This window comes from Nocardia sp. NPDC056564, from assembly GCF_042793755.1.
Classification (GTDB): domain Bacteria; phylum Actinomycetota; class Actinomycetes; order Mycobacteriales; family Mycobacteriaceae; genus Nocardia.
Genome location: NZ_JBHTUR010000001.1, coordinates 818968 through 832011, shown reverse-complemented (window position 1 = coordinate 832011; position 13044 = coordinate 818968). Strand labels below are relative to the sequence as shown.

Annotated in this window: 14 protein-coding genes; 7 read left to right on the top strand and 7 right to left on the bottom strand. The window is 67.9% G+C overall.

Annotated elements, in window-relative coordinates; translation table 11 throughout:
* Nucleotides 1-678 (top strand): GntR family transcriptional regulator, encoded by a 678-nt coding sequence (locus tag ACFQ9K_RS03685; RefSeq protein ID WP_378720301.1) that lies wholly within the window; start codon nt 1-3, stop codon nt 676-678.
* Nucleotides 679-681: 3 nt separating this feature from the next.
* Here the strand turns inward: ACFQ9K_RS03685 and ACFQ9K_RS03680 are convergent, their stop codons facing one another.
* The 4 genes from ACFQ9K_RS03680 to ACFQ9K_RS03665 all read right to left on the bottom strand — a co-directional run bounded on the left by ACFQ9K_RS03680 (nt 682) and on the right by ACFQ9K_RS03665 (nt 3837).
* On the bottom strand, nt 682-1134 hold the full coding sequence (locus tag ACFQ9K_RS03680; protein ID WP_378720302.1) for a hypothetical protein: 453 nt from the start codon (nt 1132-1134) through the stop codon (nt 682-684).
* Nucleotides 1135-1191: 57 nt separating this feature from the next.
* The gene (locus ACFQ9K_RS03675) at nt 1192-2391 is read right to left on the bottom strand and encodes a methyltransferase (RefSeq protein ID WP_378720304.1); all 1200 of its coding nucleotides are present in this window, start codon (nt 2389-2391) and stop codon (nt 1192-1194) included.
* 334 nt (nt 2392-2725) lie between these two features.
* The gene (locus ACFQ9K_RS03670; RefSeq protein WP_378720305.1) at nt 2726-3280 is read right to left on the bottom strand and encodes a cysteine hydrolase family protein; all 555 of its coding nucleotides are present in this window, start codon (nt 3278-3280) and stop codon (nt 2726-2728) included.
* A 98-nt stretch (nt 3281-3378) separates the two neighbouring features.
* Nucleotides 3379-3837, bottom strand: coding sequence for an SRPBCC family protein (locus ACFQ9K_RS03665; protein WP_378720307.1), 459 nt, complete (start codon nt 3835-3837; stop codon nt 3379-3381).
* A gap of 243 nt (nt 3838-4080) precedes the next feature.
* On the opposite strand from ACFQ9K_RS03665, the gene sph reads away from it, so the two are divergent.
* The 5 genes from sph to ACFQ9K_RS03640 all read left to right on the top strand — a co-directional run bounded on the left by sph (nt 4081) and on the right by ACFQ9K_RS03640 (nt 8391).
* On the top strand, nt 4081-5052 hold the full coding sequence (gene sph, locus ACFQ9K_RS03660) for a sphingomyelin phosphodiesterase (RefSeq protein WP_378720308.1): 972 nt from the start codon (nt 4081-4083) through the stop codon (nt 5050-5052).
* Nucleotides 5053-5227: 175 nt separating this feature from the next.
* Entirely contained in the window at nt 5228-6601 is a 1374-nt protein-coding gene (locus ACFQ9K_RS03655; RefSeq protein WP_378720309.1) for an OFA family MFS transporter, read from the top strand.
* Entirely contained in the window at nt 6598-6735 is a 138-nt protein-coding gene (locus tag ACFQ9K_RS03650; protein ID WP_378720310.1) for a hypothetical protein, read from the top strand. The genes ACFQ9K_RS03655 and ACFQ9K_RS03650 overlap by 4 nt, the downstream gene beginning before the upstream one ends.
* Nucleotides 6736-6809: 74 nt before the next feature.
* Nucleotides 6810-7661: a DUF1206 domain-containing protein gene (locus ACFQ9K_RS03645; protein ID WP_378720311.1), complete on the top strand. Its 852-nt coding sequence runs from the start codon at nt 6810-6812 to the stop codon at nt 7659-7661.
* A gap of 28 nt (nt 7662-7689) precedes the next feature.
* Nucleotides 7690-8391 carry an NUDIX hydrolase gene (locus ACFQ9K_RS03640; protein WP_378720312.1) on the top strand — a complete coding sequence of 234 codons (702 nt, stop codon included), beginning with the start codon at nt 7690-7692 and terminating at the stop codon, nt 8389-8391.
* Nucleotides 8392-8410: 19 nt separating this feature from the next.
* Here the strand turns inward: ACFQ9K_RS03640 and ACFQ9K_RS03635 are convergent, their stop codons facing one another.
* The 3 genes from ACFQ9K_RS03635 to ACFQ9K_RS03625 all read right to left on the bottom strand — a co-directional run bounded on the left by ACFQ9K_RS03635 (nt 8411) and on the right by ACFQ9K_RS03625 (nt 11527).
* A complete protein-coding gene (locus ACFQ9K_RS03635; RefSeq protein ID WP_378720313.1) occupies nt 8411-9340 on the bottom strand; it encodes a carbon-nitrogen hydrolase family protein in 930 nt (309 codons plus the stop codon).
* A gap of 20 nt (nt 9341-9360) precedes the next feature.
* The gene (locus tag ACFQ9K_RS03630; RefSeq protein WP_378720314.1) at nt 9361-11241 is read right to left on the bottom strand and encodes a cutinase family protein; all 1881 of its coding nucleotides are present in this window, start codon (nt 11239-11241) and stop codon (nt 9361-9363) included.
* A 91-nt stretch (nt 11242-11332) separates the two neighbouring features.
* Nucleotides 11333-11527, bottom strand: coding sequence for a hypothetical protein (locus tag ACFQ9K_RS03625; RefSeq protein WP_378720315.1), 195 nt, complete (start codon nt 11525-11527; stop codon nt 11333-11335).
* 295 nt (nt 11528-11822) lie between these two features.
* Between ACFQ9K_RS03625 and ACFQ9K_RS03620 the strand changes: the two genes are divergently transcribed.
* Entirely contained in the window at nt 11823-12962 is a 1140-nt protein-coding gene (locus tag ACFQ9K_RS03620; protein ID WP_378720316.1) for a lactonase family protein, read from the top strand.
* The last annotated feature ends 82 nt before the right edge of the window (nt 12963-13044 follow it).

Genomic DNA, 13044 nt, shown 5'->3' with positions numbered 1-13044 from the left:
ATGATCGAACGGCTGGATATACCCAAGCGGCCCACGCTGCGCGATCACGTGTCCGACGCGCTGCGCGCTGCCATCATCTCCGGTGAGCTCGAACCCGGAGTGCTCTACTCGGCACCGTGGCTGTCGGAGCGCTTCGGGGTCTCCCCCACGCCGGTGCGCGAGGCGATGCTGGATCTGGTCAAGCAGGGTCTGGTGGTGTCGGTGCCGAACAAGGGTTTCCGGGTCACCGAGATCTCCGACGCCGACCTCGATTCGATCGCCAAGATCCGGATGCTGCTGGAGCCGCCGAGCGTGCGGTCGATCGTCGGCGAGATTCCCGCGGCGGATATCCCGGGCCTGCGCGATCAGGCGGACAAGATCGTGGATGCGGCCAAGCGCGGCGATCTCGTCGAGTACGTCGACGCCGACCGGCGATTCCACCTGATGCTGCTGGACTACTGCCACAACCCGCGGCTGTCGCAGATCGTCGGCGACCTGCGCGCGCAAACCCGCCTGTTCGGTCTCGCCGCGCTCGTCGAGCGCGGCGAGCTGGACAAGTCGGCGCAGGAGCATCACACGATCGTCGATCTGATCGAGACGCAGCGCGACGAGGAGCTGGAGCGGTTCCTGCGCAGGCACATCGGGCACGTCCGCGGCATCTGGGCGGCGGGTAACGCACCCGACGAAGACGTCCCGTAGGACCTATCGGTTACGCATCTTCTTGATCTCCAGTTCACAGGACACATCCGACTCCGCGAGGAATTCGGCGGTCCGCTTCGCCACCGCGTCGGCCCACCAGAACGCGCTGGCGATCTGCAGGAAGCCGTTCACGTCGTGGTTGATGGCGAGGAACGTCGCCAGGGTGCCGTTGCCCGCGGTATAGAACAGCGTCTGGATGTGCAGGCCGCCGCCCGCGTCGATCAGCATCGCCATCGCGGGTTCGTGCTCGGTGATCAGCCTGCGCGCCTCGCCCGGGTGCAGCGCGCGCACCGACCAGAATTCGCCGATACCGGGTGTCTTGTAGTACTTGAGCCTGCGCTCGGTGAACGACGGATTCTTGGTGGCGGCCATGTGCACCGCAGCGGCCACCGTGGTGATCGGCGCCGCGGCGGTGAGCACGACGCCGACCTTCGCGGGTGCGATCAGTCCGGACATGCGGTTCCTCGGGTGAGCCATCGTGGTATGGCCAACGGTAGGTGCCGAAATGCCTGGTCAGTATCCGTCGTTCGATCGACTCGGGCGTCCGGGCTTGCGCCCGTACACCATCGACGTCGGCCCGATCAGGTGCCGCTTCTTGATGTTCACGAAACCCGCGTCGCGCAACCAGTCCGCGCACTGGGTGGTGGTGGCTTCGAACCCCTCGCGCATCTCCAGCATGATGTTCAGGCTGGACAGCGCACTGATCAGGTTCTGCCTGCGCCCGGGATCGGTCATGGCGTCGTAGACGAGCAGGGCGCCGCCGGGCGGCACCGCCGCGTAGGCCTTGGCGATCAGCTCGCGCCGCACGGCTTCGCTATAGCCGTGCAGCACGTGGCCGAAGCTGATCACGTCCGCACCGGGCAGCGGGCCGGCGAACATGTCGCCGGCGGTGAACCGGATGCGGTCACTTAACCCGAACGAGGAGACGTACTCCTCGAAGATCGGCTGCACGGCGGGCAGGTCGTAGCTGACCCCGCGGATATGCGCGTGGGTGAGCGCGACCCGCACGGGCAACGCACCCTGTGCCGCACCGACATCCAGGAACGTCCGGAACCGCTGCCACGGAAAGCGCGCGGCGATCAGCATGGCCTCGCCGGTGGAGATTCCGGTCATGCCGGCCAGGAACTTCCGCAGTGCGGTCTGGTCGCCATAGAGGGCGGAGAAGAACTCGCTCTCGCCCTGTTCCTCCTCGGCTCCGGGTTTGCCGGTCCGCAGCAGGCCGCCCAGACCGGACCACAGATCATAGAGGCGAGTGCTGGACAGCTCCATCAGCCCGCCGATGTAGCTGGGCTTGGCGCGGTCCAGGAACAGCGCGGCCTGTCGCGAATTCACATAGCGCCCAGCGCGATCGCGCCGCAGCAGACCCAGATCGACGAGCGCGGCGAGGAACGGGCCCGCGGCCCGCGGATGCCAGTTCAGCCGGTCCATCAAGTCCTGCTGCGACAGCGGACGCACCGCCAGTTCGGTGAACACGCCCTGTTCGACCGCCGTAAGCACGACCCGGGACGGCCAGAACGCCATCCCGGTCTCCAGGATCTGCTGCGGATCGGCGAAGCGCCGCAGCACCGGTCCGGCGATCCGGCTCTGAAAAGCCTTCATCAACAGCAGTTCCCGGCGCAGGTCCGGATTGCCCGGGGCCGGATCTAGGACGTCGGGCGGCGTCGGGCCCGGCGCGGGCGCGCGGTCGTCGGGCGGGCTCTTGGGCTGTGCCATCGGGCGACTCCTCGGGGGTGCCGGCGTCGGATCACCCCAGCGGTCCGCGCCGTCGAAGCGGGGTTCGAACGCCGTGCGGCCCTGCACGGTGACCCGATTGTCCACGATGACCAGGCCGCCGGGGGCGAGTCCGGTGATGTCGACCGACTAGGTTCGCAGACATGTCGTCGTTCGCGTCCCGCCGCCCATGGGGTCGTCTGCTGCCGCTGGCGATCATGGTGCTCGTCGTCGTGGGGTTCGCCGGCTACCTGACACCCGGGCACCGCGAGCCAGGCCGAGCGGGCCGTCACCGAGGTGGCGCAGGCCGCGCTCGCCCGGCGTGCGGTAGCCGGACTCAGCCGCTGAACGCCACGTCCGCGGCCTGCTCGACGCCCGCGGTGCGGCCGGGCGCGGTCTGGAACCGCCAGTACAGATTGGTGTGCGCGATGACCTGCTCCGGCGGCGGGGCACCCCATTCGCTCTTGTCGAAGGTGGTGTGCGCGTCACCCACCAGGGTCACGTCATAGCCGCGGGCGAAAGCGCCGTGGATGGTGGACCGGACGCAGGCATCGGTCTCGGCTCCGGTGACCACCAGGCGTCCGACGCCCGCCCCCGCCAGCACCGCTTCCAGGTCGGTGTCCTCGAACGAGTCGCCGAACAACTTGTGCACCAACGGTTCCGATTCCCGGCGGACCAACTCCGGGACGTAGGCCCAGCCCTCGCTGCCGCGCACCAGCTCGTCGGAGCTGTGCTGGATCCAGACGACCGGAACACCCTGGTCGCGCGCCTTGTCGACCAGCCGGCCGATTGTGGCGACGACCGCGTCCCGCTGGTATGCGTCGGCCACCACGCCGTTCTGCACGTCGATCACCAGCAAAGCGGTGTGGGGTCGGTCCGGCAGCACTGTCATGTTGGGTCTCCTCTACTCGCCGCACCGGCGCGGACAACAGCGCCCACGGTAGACCGGAGCACCGACAGTCCGCGTCCGGCGATGTCGCGCCGCCGGACTCACTGACCTTCGGCGAGCTCGGCCAGCCGGTCGAGCGACGCCTGCAACTTCTCCGCGGTGGTGGCGCGGGCCCGGACGAGGCGCTTCTCGTCGGTGAGTCGCGTCCAGTCGTAGGTATGGGTGACCCGGGTGTTCGTCTCGTCGATGGGCTCGATTTCCCAGCGCCACAGGTGTCCGGGCGGCTGCTGCCCCTGCTCGGACGGCCGCCAGGCGATGCGACGGCCCTCCTCGAACTCGACCACGTGGTTGTCCCGGTCGGCGCCGTTGGTCAGCGTCATCACGAACACATCGCCGACCGCGCGAACCCGTTGCCCCGCCGCGGCTTTCGCCAGATTCTCGTTGCCGTCCCACAGCGGCTGCCGGGCCGGGTCGGCGATCAGTTCGAAGATCCGTTCCGGTCCCGCCGCGATGTCGCGGCTCGCGCTCACGGTGCGCGCAGGTTCGATGTTGTCCGTCATGCCCTGATCGAAGCATCCCGCCCCCGGATCGCGCCAGATGTCCGCTGTCCGCGGCGGCGCGGATCACCGCATTACCGGCTGCTCCCCAAGCCCGTCAACGCCGGCCTTTCCCCAGTTCCACGAGCTGAAATTCAGTCAAACTTGTTGTGCCGCTTAGTGCATCACTAAGTCATGAACGCGTCACCGACGCCTGGTCTCATCAGTTCTGTCCTACCCGGAATCTATGAGATTCGAGGAAGTGCCATGCCGCTACCCAAGCCCACCCGGCTCAGCATCATCGCCGCACTCGCCACCACCCTCATGGTGAGTGCCCCGCAGGCCTCCGCAGCACCGGCCTCGACCCCCGAGCTGAAGGTACTGACCTACAACACCTTCCTGATGAGCAAGAACCTGTATCCCAACTGGGGACAGGACCACCGGGCCGCGGAGATCCCGAAGACCGACTTCTTCAAGGGCAACGACGTCGTCGTACTGCAGGAGATGTTCGACAACGAGTCCTCCGACGCGCTGAAAGCGAAGGCCAGGGCGGAGTATCCGAATCAGACGCCGGTCGTCGGCCGCTCGAAGGACGGCTGGGACGCCACCGGCGGCAAATACAGCTCCCTGACGCCGGAGGACGGCGGGGTCACCATCCTGAGCAAGTGGCCGATCATCCGCAAGGAGCAGTTCATCTTCGCCGACGCGTGCGGCGCCGACTGGTGGGCGAACAAGGGCATCGCCTACGTGGTGCTTTCGGTCAACGGCAGCAAAGTGCACGTGGTCGGCACGCACAGCCAGTCGACCGACCCCGGCTGCGATGCCGGCGAGGCGGCGCGCGATCGGTCCGCGCAGTTCAAGGAGATCGACGCGTTCCTGACCGCGAAGCACATCCCGGCGAACGAGCAGGTGCTGCTGGCCGGCGACCTGAACGTCGACTCGCACAGTGCCGAATACGGTTCGATGCTGGCCGACGCCCGGCTCGAGCCCGCGACCGCCCGCACCGGGCACCCGTTCTCCTTCGACACCAAGGAGAACTCGATCGCCAACTACCGCTACCCGAACGACCCGCGCGAGGATCTCGACTACGTCCTGCACCGCAAGGGTCACGCCAAGCCCGCGAGCTGGCAGAACCGGGTCATCAAGGAGACCTGTCCCGCCTGGACGGTCACCAGCCAGGGCAAGGACTACACCTACACCAACCTGTCCGACCACTACCCGGTGACCGCCGGGGCCTGATCCGCTGAGCGGACCGCGCCCGGCTCGCCCGATCGCGAGACGGGCGCGGTTGCCGCTGGTGGGGAGCGGATCGCTGGGCACTGATTTCGTCCCGATGGCGGCGGGTGAAAGTTGTTGCCACGGAACCGGGTCGTGCGCCCTATGATCGCCAGACAGCGAGAGTGGAGATAGCCGCATGACCGCAGTTGCCAACGCCGGTGCCACCGGATATTCCCGCGTGATCGCGCCGCCCGGCTGGAGCCGCTGGCTGGTCCCGCCCGCCGCGCTGTCCATTCATCTCGCCATCGGGCAGGCCTACGCGTGGAGCGTGTTCAAGCCGCCGCTGGAGAAGGCGATGGATATCTCGGGGACCGGCAGCGCGCTGCCCTTCCAGATCGCCATCGTCATGCTCGGGCTGTCGGCGGCCTTCGGCGGGACGCTGGTCGAGCGCCGCGGTCCGCGCTGGGCGATGACCGTCTCGCTGGTGTGTTTCTCCTCGGGGCTGCTGATCTCGGCGGTCGGCGCGTACGCGAATGCCTACTGGCTCATCGTGTTCGGCTACGGGTTCGTCGGCGGGATCGGGCTCGGCATCGGCTACATCTCCCCGGTGTCCACGCTGATCCGCTGGTTCCCCGACCGGCCGGGAATGGCAACGGGTTTCGCGATCATGGGCTTCGGCGGCGGCGCGTTGATCGCCTCCCCGTGGACCACTCAGCTGCTCACCACCTTCGGCAGGGACGACGCGGGCATCGCCAAGACCTTCCTGGTCATGGGCCTGGTCTACGCGGTGTTCATGTCGGTGGGCGTGCTGCTCGTGCGGGTGCCGCCGCCGGGTTGGCGACCCGCGGGCTGGGTGCCGAAGACGAATACCGCGAAGCTGATCAGCGAACACGATGTCGCGGCCAACGACGCGATCCGGACGCCGCAGTTCTGGCTGCTGTGGATCGTGTTGTGCTTCAACGTGACCGCGGGCATCGGCATCCTGGAGAAGGCTGCGCCGATGGTGATCGACTTCTTCAAGCAGTCCTCGACGCCGGTGACGGCGGCCGCGGCGGCGGGCTTCGTCGCGGTGCTGTCCGCAGCGAATATGGCCGGGCGGATCGGCTGGTCGTCGCTGTCGGATGTGATCGGCCGCAAGAACATGTACCGGATCTACTTGGGGGTCGGCGCGCTCGCCTACGCCATGGTGTGGTCGGTCGGGCAGACCAGCAAACCGCTGTTCATTCTCGGCGCGATGGTGATCCTGTCGTTCTACGGCGGCGGATTCGCCACGGTTCCGGCGTATCTCAAGGATTTGTTCGGGACCTACCAGGTCGGGGCGATCCACGGCAGGCTGCTCACCGCGTGGTCGGCGGCGGGCGTCGCGGGCCCGTTGATCGTCAACGCGATCGCGGATTCCGGTGCGCGACACGGGAAGACCGGTCCCGAACTGTACGGGACCTCATTCGCCATCATGATCACCCTGCTGTGCGTCGGCTTCGTCGCCAACGAGCTGATCCGGCCGGTCGCGTCGAAGCATCACCGGAAGGTCCCGGCGGAAGCCGTCGTCACGGAAGGAAATCCGGCATGACCGAACCCGACAGCGCCGAAACGGCTCCGCCGCGGCGCATTCCGCTGCTGGTCTTCGCCTGGCTGTGGGTGGCCGCACCGTTCGCCTACGGGCTCGATCGGCTGATCGTAAACCTGCTCAAGCTCTTCCAATAGGGCCCGATACCGTTTCGAACCCGCCGCGCCGGGTATCTGCCGGACGTTCGGTTCGACGGAGATGAGGGCGTCTGATGAGTGGGTTGTCGACTGGGACGAATCGGTCGCGCGGTCAGCGGGGCGGGGCCTCGTCCACCGCCGAGCGGATTGCCCAGCACGAGGTTTTCGAGCGATTCGCCCGGGGCGGGTTCGTCATGACCGGGCTCGTGCACCTGTTCATCGGGTATATCGCCATCCGGATCGCGCTGGGCGGGTCGGGGGGCAATGCCGATCAATCCGGGGCGCTCGGCGAACTGGCGAGCAAACCGGGCGGGATCGTGCTCATGTGGGTGGGGGTGGTGGCGTTCGTGCTTATGGGACTGTGGCGGCTCGCGGAGGCGGCGTTCGGGAGCGCGTCCAAGCCGGCCAAGGACAGCAAGAAGTCGGAGGCGTTTCACCGGGTGAAGGCGTTCGCGCTGGCGGTGATCTACTTCTCGTTCGCGTTGTCGGCTCTCGGATTCGCTCGTGGTGCGGGGAAATCGAGTAGCGAGCAGAGCGCGGGCATCACCGGGCGGTTGATGCAGAACTCCGCGGGCAAGGCCGCCCTGGTGGTGGCCGGGTTGATCATCATCGGCGTCGGCGGATATCACCTCTACAAGGGCGTCAGCCAGAAGTTCGTCAAGGATCTCGAGGGCAATCCGAGCACTCTCGTGCGCCGGCTCGGCACGACCGGATACCTCGCGAAGGGGCTCGCGGTCGCGGCCATCGGGCTGCTGGTCATCCTCGCGGTGGGCAAGGCCGAGCCGGGCAAGGCCACCGGGCTCGACGGGGCGCTGAAAACCCTTGGTGCGCAACCGTATGGCGTGATCCTGCTCGTCGTGGCTGGCCTGGGCATCATCACCTACGGTCTCTACAGCTTCGTCATGGCCCGCTACGCCAAGATGTAGCGCCCGGCCCGTGGGGCAAGATCGAGGCATGAGCTCCACCACCGGACCGCTGGTACCCGCGACCGTGGACGAATTCCGCGACCTCGCGCGCACCAGGTTGCGCGAATTCCCGCATACCGAAGTCCCGGACGCGCCGGACCTTCGCCGGGCCGCGGTGCTGCTGTGCGTCGTCGCGGGGGACGACGGCACGCCGTCGGTCGTGGTCATCCGGCGGGCCTACCGTGGCCGCAATGCCGGCCAGTGGGGATTGCCCGGCGGCAGGCTGGACCCGGGCGAGACCGCGGAACAGGCCGTAGTACGCGAACTACACGAGGAACTCGGCCTGACCGCCGCGCCCGCCGACCTGCTCGGCCGGCTCGACGACTTCCCGGCCGCATCGGGTTTCGTGATCACCCCGTTCGTGGCGGCGCTCCCCGACACCGCCGAGCTGACGCCGAGCCCCGCCGAAGTGCACTCCGTGCACCTGGTGCCGCTCGCCCGGCTGGCCGCCGACGAGGTGCCGCACTGGGTCGCCCCGCAGGCGGCCGTCAAACAACCCGAGCTACGCGGCCAGGCGGCGTCCGTGCCGGAAAGCGTTGGCCTGCTTCAGATGCGCCTCGGCGAGGGGATGACCATCCACGCCCCCACCGGCGCGCTGCTCTGGCAGTTCCGCGCGGTCGTGCTCCTCGGGCGAGACCACGCGGACGCTCGGGTGGCCCACTTCACCCAGCCCGACTGGACTCAACACTAGGGCAGGGGCTTTCAGCGGATCAATCCTCCAGGAAAGTCGCCGGGATCCGGCGACGACGGTCCACGGTCACCGTGAACACGTCCGGGCGAGCGTAATGCCCCGTCGGGTCGAAATTCTGCCGCTCCCTTGCCACTTCGCCCGGATCGATATCGGCGATGACGAGCCGCTCCTCGCCGGCGACGGGTTCGATCAGCCAATCACCGTTGGGGCCCGCGAGTGCGGAGCCGCCGTCATAGCCCGCCGGCTTACCGACCGCGAGGAGTTCCGCGCGCAGCGGAAAGTCGGTGGGCACGTCCGCGTAGTCGAGCACGGCCCCGGCCGCGAGGGAATACACCCGCCCCTCCATGGCCACGAAACGCGTTATGTCCCTGGTGTTTCGGACCGAACCCGGCCAGGTGGACACGTGCAGCGTCGCGCCGTCCGCGTACAGCGCGTGCCGCGCCTGCGGCATCCAGTTCTCCCAGCAGGACAGACCGCCGACGCGGAACTCGCCGACGTCGTGGGCCCGCAGCCCGTTCCCGTCCCCGATCCCCCAGACCATCCGTTCCTCGTGTGTGGGCATCAACTTGCGATGCGCGCTCACCACGCCGCGCACCGGATCGATCGCGACCAGCGTGCAGTACACGGTGCCGCGAACCCGCTCGGTGATGCCGAGATAACAGAACACCCCCAGATCGGCGACCGCCTCCCGCACCGTGGCGATGTGCGGACCGTCGAGCGTGACCGCCGCGTCCAGATAGTAAGCGTAAGCGGCCTTTTGGATCGGATTGTCGAACCGCGCCCCACCGGTGCGCGCCAGCCAGATCGGATAGCCGGACAGAAACGTCTCCGGAAAGGCGACGAGTTCCACCCCCGCCGCCGCGGCCTGGGTCAGGTAATCGACAACAATCTTGGTCCCCGCCGTTGGGTCGAGCCAGGCAGGCCGTGCCTGCGCCGCAGCAATCCGCATGCCCGACCCTAACGCCGTCCTCAATGGGCCTGCCCGATTTGGCCGTTCATCCAGTCGCCGAGCCACTGGATGGCGTTGCGACCGGAATCGTCCACAATGAGGGCACCGTAGTTGATGTGCGCGTTGGAGGAGAAAAACGTTGCGGCGCTGAGGCCGTCGCGAATGAGCGCGAGCAGATTGATGCCCACCTTGGGCGGCGCGGTTTTGGCGAGGGCGTCGCTCAGCTCGTCGAGGTCGAGGTGCTGGCTGTTGTTGCTGGTGAGCAGGCCGCCGGCGACGGTGGCCAGCTCGAGGCCGACCGGCAGCAGGCCGGACAGCACGGCGGCCGCGCCGGCCGGGTCCGGCGCCTGGCCGGGTGGCGGGACCAGCTTCTCCACCACCGACCAGGCTATTTCCTGGATCTGGCCGACCAGGGTGGCCATCCGGATGACATCGACGTTCGACAGGATCGCGGTCATGGACGCGGCGATCTGCACGTAACCCTGTGCGTTCGGGACGGCGGAGAGCACCTGCGCGACCGATTTCAGATCCGCGCTCGCGACCAGGTCGACCAGCGGTTTGAACTGATTGTTCAGCGCGCCGGCGACCTGATGGGCGCCCTGGGCGTCCATCGCCGCGACCTTCTGCGGCAAGAGCGCGAGGTTGGCCATGATCGCGCCGAAGTCGAGCGCGGTGACATTGGCGACCACATCGAGGGTCTGATCGACCAGCATGGTGGGCTTCAGCATCGCGAGGATCTTCGTGGCCGAGCCAAGGATGGCCGCGGGCAGATCGGCCAGCGGCGCGATCTGATCGACCATGGCCTCGACCTTGACGGTCAGCGTGGCCGCGTCGGGCGAATTCACCTGGAGGGTGCGCACACCCCGGTTCAACAGGCCGGTCGCGGTGTCGGTGATCGTGCTGACCGCAGTGGTCGCGCCGGTCAGGTCGGACTCGCCCGCCTTGATCAGCACCTGTCCCGCACTGTGCTCGGCCGACCCGGCGGGGGCATCGGCGAGCCGGGCGGCGGTGGTGGAATCTTGGAGTCCGGCAAGCACTTTGAGGCTGCCCTCCAGCTTCGCGGCGGTGTCGCGGAGGTGGGTGAGGTTGATCCCGCCCGGCGCGCTGAGGCTCCCGGACAGCTCGTCGACGGCGCCGGCCAGACCAGGGAGGTCGGCCTTGGCGGCGTTCGCGGTCAGGGTCTTGGCCAGGGTGGAGTTGCTGAGCACCTTGCTCAGCAGCGAGCCGAGTTTCCCGAGTAATGGGTTGTCGCCCTTCTTGATCGAGCAGTACAGGTCCCCTGGATCGCAGATCGAGCTGACCCGCCCGGTGAGCTTGCCCATGCCGAGCGGGCGCGGATCGGCGATCCCGGAACCCACGGTGTGCGGGCCGACGGCGGTCTCGCCCTTGGTGCCCGCGGCCGGGTCGGCGATCAGTCCGACCGCGATCACCCGCTCGGCGGGCACCGGACCGCGGTCGTTGCCGATCTCGGCGGCGACGTCACCCGCGGCGTCCGCGCCCTGGCTGTAGCCGGCAATGGTGAATTTCGCTCCGGGACAACGGTTGTCGTAGTCACGCAGCGCCTTGCGCGCGTTGACCAGCGCGGTGTTCTTGCTGTCGGCATAGGTGTAGCCGTTGTCGAAGGCGCGGGCCATATACGGCGTGAAGTAGATATCGGAACTCGGGCCGTGCTGGCGCTGGATGGCCTCGGCGATCGGCCGGAGCATGCCGATCGGCTGCGCGGGATCGGCCTTCTCGTTGGTCTCCCAGGTGCCGGGAATGAACAGGTTGAAGGTCTCCGCGCAGTCGGCGGGCGCCGCGTGTACGACGGCCGGGGCGGCGACGGTTGCGGAGGCGACGGCCATCCCGAGCGCCACCATCGTCGCCACCACGTAGCGATTGGACGAATGCGTGACTGACATCTGAACCTCACTGCGCGCGAAGTGCCGATACGATGCGCATGCGTATTCAGCGCGGCAGCCGAATGCGCCGCGCTGAATATCGGGTTCCGGGTCAGGACAAATGACCGACCAGCAAGCTGAGCAGTTTCAAGGCCACCTTGGCCAAATCCAATCCGGTACCGAGCGATCCGGTCGACGATCCGCCGCCGCTGAGGGAATCGCCGGCGTCACTGGAGCCGGCGTCACTGGACCCGGAGCTCGCGGCGATGTAGTGAACGGTATCCATAACGCTGAGGAAGGTCGACATGTCTCAAACCGCCTGTCTGGTAACGGTATTGAACCGAGCAGCACCTGAGCGCAGGTGCTTGGATCATTGGGTGTTGGCAGCAACCAGATTCCACTGGGATCCACGTCGCGTCCAGACACTCAACTGGGGAAGTTGTGCCGCGGTTGCCCATTCGAGGCGAATGCCGGTGGCAGACCGGCAGGTTTTCTGATCTCCCCAGTCCCACTGGGGATCTGCGCCCAAGGAAATTCTCAGATGCGTGCGACATTCTGACCCGCACGCGGAGAGATCTGCCGCGGGACGGAAGGAGAAATCGGTGCGCAATGGTGAGCTCGGACGGCGAGGATTCCTCGGAGTACTGGGTGGCGCGATGGGCATCGCGGTCACGGCCGCGGCGGTGCGGCCCGCGGTCGCGGACCCGGCGATCGGAACTCGCGCATTCCTCGGTTCCTATACCTCCGGTGGCGCAGGCGGTTTCGGCATCGGTGTCGCCGCGGTCGACCCCGGTGACGGCAGGCTCACCGTGAAAAGCACCGTGCAGGTGGCCGATCCGTCGTTCCTGGCATTGTCTCCCGATCGGCGCTACCTGTACGCGGTGAACGAAGGGTCCGGCCCGGGTACGGCCACCGCGCTCGAGCTCCGGGGGCAACAGCCAACCGTATTGAATACTGTTGCGGTACAGGGCGATGCGCCCACCCACCTGTGCGTCACCCCGGACGGGCGGTACGTGCTGACCGCGAACTACACCTCCGGCAGCGTCAGCGTGCTCGCCGTGGGCAAGGACGGACGCCTCGGCGCGGTGCTCGACGTGGCCGAGCACACCGGCCGCGGACCGGATCCGGACCGGCAGACCGGACCGCACGCCCATCAGGTCTCGATCGATCCGTCCGGCCGCTGGGTGCTGGCGGTGGACCTGGGCGTCGACTCGATCTACGTCTATCGACTGGCCGGCGGCAAGCTGAACCAGCACGCGCGGGTCGCGCTGGCGCCGGGCAGCGGACCACGACACCTGACCTTCCATCCCGACGGTCGTACCGCCTTTCTGGCCAACGAGCTGAATTCCACGGTGACCGTGCTGGATTGGCGGGCCGACCGCGGGGAACTACGGGCCGGGCAGTCGCTGCCCGCGGACCTGAACGCCGGCGGCGACCGGAACTACCCGTCCGCGCCGGTGGTCGCGAAAGACGGCCGATTCCTCTACCTCGCCAACCGGGGCCACGACAATGTCGCGACCTTCGCGGTGGTCGGCGCGATGCTGATGCCGATGGGCAGCACACCCTGCGGCGGAAAGTTCCCCCGCCATCTGACCCTGAGCCCCGACGGCAGGCGCCTGTACGCGGCCAATCAGAAGTCGAATTCGGTGGCCCTGCTCGACCTCGATCCGGTCACCGGGCGGCCCGCCGCACCGTCGGCGGTGCTGGCCGCGCCCGCGGCCACCTGCGTGCTGTTCGAGTAGCGAGTCAGGTTCTCGCACAACAGATTCCGGGCCGCCGCCGCAGGTGGACCGGTCCCCAGTTGCGCGCCAGTCGAGATGGCGG